General features: G+C 71.6%; 6 protein-coding genes. 4 read left to right on the top strand and 2 right to left on the bottom strand.

Features of this window, described 5'->3' with window-relative positions:
- Nucleotides 1-431, top strand: a 431-nt coding sequence (locus AB0C29_RS32695; protein ID WP_360828412.1) for a helix-turn-helix domain-containing protein, incomplete at its 5' end; no start/stop codon positions are given.
- 7 nt (nucleotides 432-438) lie between these two features.
- Here the strand turns inward: AB0C29_RS32695 and AB0C29_RS32690 are convergent.
- Complete coding sequence (locus AB0C29_RS32690; protein WP_360828409.1) at nucleotides 439-1,548, bottom strand: globin domain-containing protein; 1,110 nt, start codon at nucleotides 1,546-1,548, stop codon at nucleotides 439-441.
- A 112-nt stretch (nucleotides 1,549-1,660) separates the two neighbouring features.
- On the opposite strand from AB0C29_RS32690, the gene AB0C29_RS32685 reads away from it, so the two are divergent.
- From AB0C29_RS32685 to AB0C29_RS32675, 3 genes are all read left to right on the top strand, one after another.
- The gene (locus AB0C29_RS32685; RefSeq protein ID WP_360828405.1) at nucleotides 1,661-2,017 is read left to right on the top strand and encodes a DUF488 family protein; all 357 of its coding nucleotides are present in this window, start codon (nucleotides 1,661-1,663) and stop codon (nucleotides 2,015-2,017) included.
- Nucleotides 2,018-2,135: 118 nt separating this feature from the next.
- Complete coding sequence (locus AB0C29_RS32680) at nucleotides 2,136-3,737, top strand: methyl-accepting chemotaxis protein (protein WP_360828402.1); 1,602 nt, start codon at nucleotides 2,136-2,138, stop codon at nucleotides 3,735-3,737.
- Between the two features lie 64 nt (nucleotides 3,738-3,801).
- Entirely contained in the window at nucleotides 3,802-4,695 is an 894-nt protein-coding gene (locus AB0C29_RS32675; RefSeq protein ID WP_360828399.1) for a helix-turn-helix transcriptional regulator, read from the top strand.
- 20 nt (nucleotides 4,696-4,715) lie between these two features.
- Here AB0C29_RS32675 and AB0C29_RS32670 read toward each other — a convergent pair.
- Nucleotides 4,716-5,165 (bottom strand): TetR family transcriptional regulator (locus tag AB0C29_RS32670; RefSeq protein ID WP_360828396.1); only part of this gene is annotated, 450 nt, incomplete at its 5' end.

Genomic DNA, 5,165 nt, shown 5'->3' with positions numbered 1-5,165 from the left:
ACCCCGGCCTGTACGGCATCGCCCGCTCCTATGAGGAGGCCCGCGAAGCGCTCACCATGGCCGGCCGGCTGCACACCGACACCCCGGTCATCAACGCCCACGATCTGCTCGTGTACCGGGTCCTGCTGCGCGACCAACCGGCCATCGTGGACCTGGTGCAGGCCGTCCTGAGCCCGCTCACCGCGGCCCGGGGCGGGGCCGGTCCGCTGCTCGAAACCCTGCACGCCTACTTCGAGACGGGCGCGGTGGCCACCGAGTCGGCCAAGCGGCTGCACGTGTCGGTCCGTACGGTCACCTACCGCCTGGCCCGGGTCAAGACGCTGACCGGCTACGACCCGGGCGACCCCGCACACCGCTTCACGCTGCAGGCGGCGGTGCTCGGGGCGAAGGTCCTCAACTGGCCGCAGGAGCCGCTGCCCGGTCCCGCGTGACCCGGCGTCAGGCGTCGGTGAAGGCGTCGTACTTGATCCGGGTGGACGGGATCCGCATCTCGGTGAGCCGGCGCAGGGTGGCGTTGACCATGGCGCCCGAGCCGGCGACGTAGAAGTCGTGGTCCCGCCACGGCCCGTGCCGGGAGACGACGTCCGGGATGGCGCCGCGCTCACCCGGGTAGCCCTGCTCGTCGCTGACCGCGCGGACGATCGTGAGCCAGGGACAGCTCTCGGCGATCTCGTCGAGGTGCCGGCGGTCGTAGAAGTCGTCGTCCTGCCGCTCGCCGCGGAACAGGTGGATGAACCGGGTGCGGTTGTAGCGGGTCAGCTCGTCCAGGAGCGCCTTGACCGGGGCGAGGCCGGTGCCCCCGGTGACGAAGACGATGTCGCGGCGCGACTGCGGGTCGAGGGTCATCGAGCCCATGGGGGCGGCGATGCGCAGCATGTCCCCGGCCTTGAGCCGGCGTACCAGGGCGCTGGACACCCAGCCGCCGCCGGCCGCACGGACGTGGAACTCCAGGGTGCCGTCCTCACGGGGCGCGTTGGCGATCGAGTACGTCCGCCACAACCGGGGCTGGTAGCCGCACTCGATGCTGACGTACTGGCCGGCGCGGAACTTCAGCGGTTGCAGCGGCCGGCAGGTGAACACGGCGATGTCGGCGCCGCGCCGCTCGTGGTGCAGGACCTCGGCATGCCGGTACGGCGGTTCCGTGTCCTCGGCCGCACCGGCGATCATCTTCGCGGCGATATGGTCGTAGACGTCGTTCCAGGCCTGCTCGTAGACGGCGTTCCACCCTTCACCGGCGTAGGCCCGGATGGCGTCGATCAGCGCGACTTTGACCTGGCTGTAGTGCTCGGGAGTGACATGGAACTTGCGGTGGTCGCGGCCCAGCGAGCGCAGGTAGCCGTCGATGTCCTCCGGACTGTCGAAGTTCTGCACGGCGGAGACGATCGCGCCCAGCAGCCGGCCGCGCTGGACGTCCATCTGCACCGGGAAGAGGTCACGCAGCTGCGGGTCGGACAGGAACAGCCGGGCGTAGAAGTGCTGGGCCACCCGGTCCTGACGGTCCTCGACCAGGCCCCAGCTCTCCTTGAGGACGGTCGACAGGCTGGTCATCACTGCTCCTCCGACGTGGTGGTCCGGTACTGCGAGGATCAGCGTCGCCGAGCCCCCCGGGGCAGCCGTCGCACACGCGGTGCGATCCCGTCCCGCCCCGAGGAGGCGCGTCATGAATGCTGAGCTGAGACTTCGCCGGGTGTACGAGGCACCGGCACCCGAGGACGGCCGGCGGGTCCTGGTCGACCGCCTCTGGCCGCGCGGGCTCACCCGGGACGCGGCCCGGCTCGATGAGTGGCTCAAGGACGTGGCTCCCACCACGGCGCTGCGCCACTGGTACGGCCACCGGCCGGAGCTCTTCGACGAGTTCCGGGACCGCTACCTCGTCGAGCTCGCCGATCCGGAGCCCGCCGCGGCGCTCGGCCGGCTCCGAGAGCTGTCCGGGGCGGGAACGCTCACCCTGCTCACCGCCACCAAGGACGTCGGTCTCAGCCACCTGACGGTGCTCGCCGAGCTGTTGCGCGGCTGACCTTTACCTGTATCTACCACCGTTTCCCGGCCCTGTTCGCAGATCCGGGAAACGCCTCGTCACGCCGATTTCGCTCGTACGTTGTGAGTGACCCCAGGCGTTCGGGAAAGGCACGGTCATGAAGCTCGGTGGAGCGTTCGACAACGGTTCACTGCGTACCAAGATCGGGGCTGTGGTCCTGACGGCGGCCGTCAGCGGCCTCATCGTCGGAGCAGTGGCGATCAACATGGTGCGGGACCTGAACAACGAGGCCGCCGCCGCGCAGCGTCAGACCCTGGCGGTCCAGGCCGCCGCCGGGTCCTACGGCAAGAACATCGAGGCGTTCAGCGGCAACACGTCCTCGCTGCAGCTCTACCCGAGCCTCGCGGGCCGCATCAACGAGGCGTTGACCGCCAACAAGCAGGCCATCGCCGACGCGCTGACCGTGCTCGGCGCGAACCTGTCCCAGGAGGACGGGGGCGCGCAGGTCGTCGCCAAGGCCAAGCAGGACTGGGAGGCCTATCTGGCCTTCAACGGTGGCGGCGCCTCGTCGTCGTCGACACCGCCCGCGCCGTTGACCCCCGCGCAGCTGGCGGAGGCCGTCAAGCAGTACGACGCCCTCTACAAGGCGCTGGGTGACGACCAGGTGGCGCTGGAGAACCGGGCGAAGGCCATGTCGGCCGCCAACATCGAGAACTCGGCGGCCGAGGCCCGCCAGGCGGTGACGGCGATCGCGGTCGTGCTCGGGGTCGGCCTCCTGCTGAGCATTCTGCTGGCGATCCGGGTGGGCAACCGGCTGCGCCGCGCCATGGACGGGGTCTCGCGGCTCGCCGACGGGCTCGCCGACGGTGATCTCACCCGGGAGTCGGGGGTCGACGGCAAGGACGAGGTCGGCCGGATGGCCGCCTCCCTGGACCGGGCGATCAGCCGCTTGCGGGCGGACGTCGTACAGCTGGCCGGCAACGCCGGCACCCTGAACGAGGCGGCTCAGCAGCTCACCACCGTGTCCGGCACGGTCGACGCAGCCGCCGCCGACGCGGCCGCCCAGGCCGGCTCGGTCGCCTCGGCCGCCGATGTGGTGTCGAACAACCTGCAGGTGGTGTCCTCGGGCTCGCAGGAGATGGGCTCCTCGATCCGCGACATCAGCGTCTCGACCACGGAGGCGTCCGAGGTGGCGGCGCAGGCCGTCGAGGTCGCCACCGCCACCAACGCGATCGTCGCCCGGCTGGGGGAGTCCTCGGCCGAGATCGCCACCGTGATCAAGGTGATCACCTCGATCGCCGAGCAGACCAACCTGCTCGCCCTGAACGCCACCATCGAGGCAGCCCGCGCCGGTGAGCTGGGCAAGGGCTTCGCCGTCGTGGCCGGGGAGGTCAAGGACCTGGCCCAGGAGACCGCCAAGGCCACCGAGGACATCTCCCAGCGGGTCCGCACGATCCAGACCGACACCGACGGCGCGGTCACCGCGATCGGCGAGATCTCGGCGATCATCGAACGGATCAACGGCATCCAGCTGACCATCGCCTCGGCCGTCGAGGAGCAGACCGCGACCACGCAGGAGATGAACCGCACGCTGTCGGACGCGGCGACCGGCGCCAGCAACATCGCGGTGACGATCACCGGGATGTCCGACGCGACCCGGCGTACCACGGACACCGTCTCGGCGACCCGGCACGCCGCCGGTGAGCTCGCCACGACGGCCGGTCAGCTGCAGACCCTGGTGTCCCGCTTCCGCTACTGACCCGACCGAGGGGTGTACCGGCAGGGCATCCCAGCCGGCCACCGGCCGTCGTAGCGTGGTCGGTATGGACAACCGCGCCGAGGTCCGCGAGTTCCTGCTCTCGCGACGGGCCAGGATCACGACGCGGCAGGCCGGGTTGCCGGACGTCGGCACCCGGCGCGTGCCCGGGCTGCGCCGCAGCGAGGTCGCCCTGCTGGCCGGGGTCAGCGTCGAGTACTACGCGAAGCTCGAACGCGGCGCGATCGCCGGGGTGTCGGCCTCGGTCCTCAACGCGCTGGCCCGGGCGCTGCAGCTCGACGACGCCGAACGCGCCCACCTGTTCCACCTCGCGCACGCCGCCGACGGCACCAGCGCCGGGATGCGTCCCCGCCGCCGCCCGGCGCGACAGTGGACGCCGCCGCCCAGCCTGCAGTGGGTTCTCGACAAGTTCACCGCGCCGGCGATCGTGCGCAACGGCCGGATGGATCTGCTCGCCACCAACCAGCTGGGCCGGGCCATGCACGCCGCGCTCTTTGAGCGGACGCCGGGCGGGGGGCCGCCGAACTTCGCGCGCTACACGTTCCTCGACGACGACTCCCACCACTTCTATCCGGACTGGGACGGTGCCGCCGACACCTGCGTCGCCATCCTGCACACCGAGGCCGGGCGGGACCCGCACGACAAGGCCCTGCACGACCTCGTCGGCGAGCTCTCCACCCGCAGCGAGAGCTTCCGCCGGCGGTGGAGCGCCCACGACGTGCGCTATCACGGGGCCGGCACCAAACACTTCCGGCACCGTGAGGTCGGCGGTCTGGAGCTCGCCTACGAGAGCGTCGACATGATCTCCGAGCCGGGGCTCACCCTTACGCTCTACGCCGCCGAGCCGGCCTCACCGACGGCTCACGCCCTCGACCTGCTGGCCTCCTGGACGGCCGGCGAGCAGGCGGCGCGGCCCGCCCCTGACACCCTGACCAGCTGAGCGCAGCGCAACTACGTCCCTCAGCTGCGGGCGCGCAGGCCGTCGAGCACGATGCCGAGCAGGTGCCGGGCCCGGGCGTCGAACTCCGCCGCGTCGAGGCGGGACAGGTAGCCGATCAGGATGATCACGTCGCGGGCGTCGACGTCGGGCCGGATCTCGCCGGCCGCCCGGCCGGCGTCGAGCAGCAGCGTGACGGCGTCGCCGATCGGGCCCAGGCTGTGCGCTGACAGGTCCTCCGAGGTCGCGACCTCCAGCGCCGCGAACACCCCGCGCTTGACCTGGGCGTACTCCGCGACCCGGTCGAACCAGGCCCGCAGGGCGGTCAGCGGGTCGTGCCGCTCCAGCAGGGTGGCCGCGGTGGCGACCAGGTCGTCGACGTCGGCGCGGTAGACCTCCGCGAGCAGGTCGGCCCGGGTCGGGAAGTGCCGGAAGAGGGTCCCCTGGCCGACGCCCGCCCCCTGGGCGACCGC

Source organism: Actinoplanes sp. NPDC048791 (genome assembly GCF_040650095.1).
GTDB lineage: Bacteria > Actinomycetota > Actinomycetes > Mycobacteriales > Micromonosporaceae > Actinoplanes.
This window is presented reverse-complemented; position numbering and strand designations above follow the sequence as displayed.

What these genes read in the sequence shown, in the direction of transcription:
- AB0C29_RS32690 (WP_360828409.1), bottom strand. Translation starts at nt 1,548, where the DNA reads ATGACCAGCCTGTCGACCGTCCTCAAGGAGAGCTGGGGCCTGGTCGAG.
- AB0C29_RS32685 (WP_360828405.1), top strand. Translation starts at nt 1,661, where the DNA reads ATGAATGCTGAGCTGAGACTTCGCCGGGTGTACGAGGCACCGGCACCC.
- AB0C29_RS32680 (WP_360828402.1), top strand. Translation starts at nt 2,136, where the DNA reads ATGAAGCTCGGTGGAGCGTTCGACAACGGTTCACTGCGTACCAAGATC.
- AB0C29_RS32675 (WP_360828399.1), top strand. Translation starts at nt 3,802, where the DNA reads ATGGACAACCGCGCCGAGGTCCGCGAGTTCCTGCTCTCGCGACGGGCC.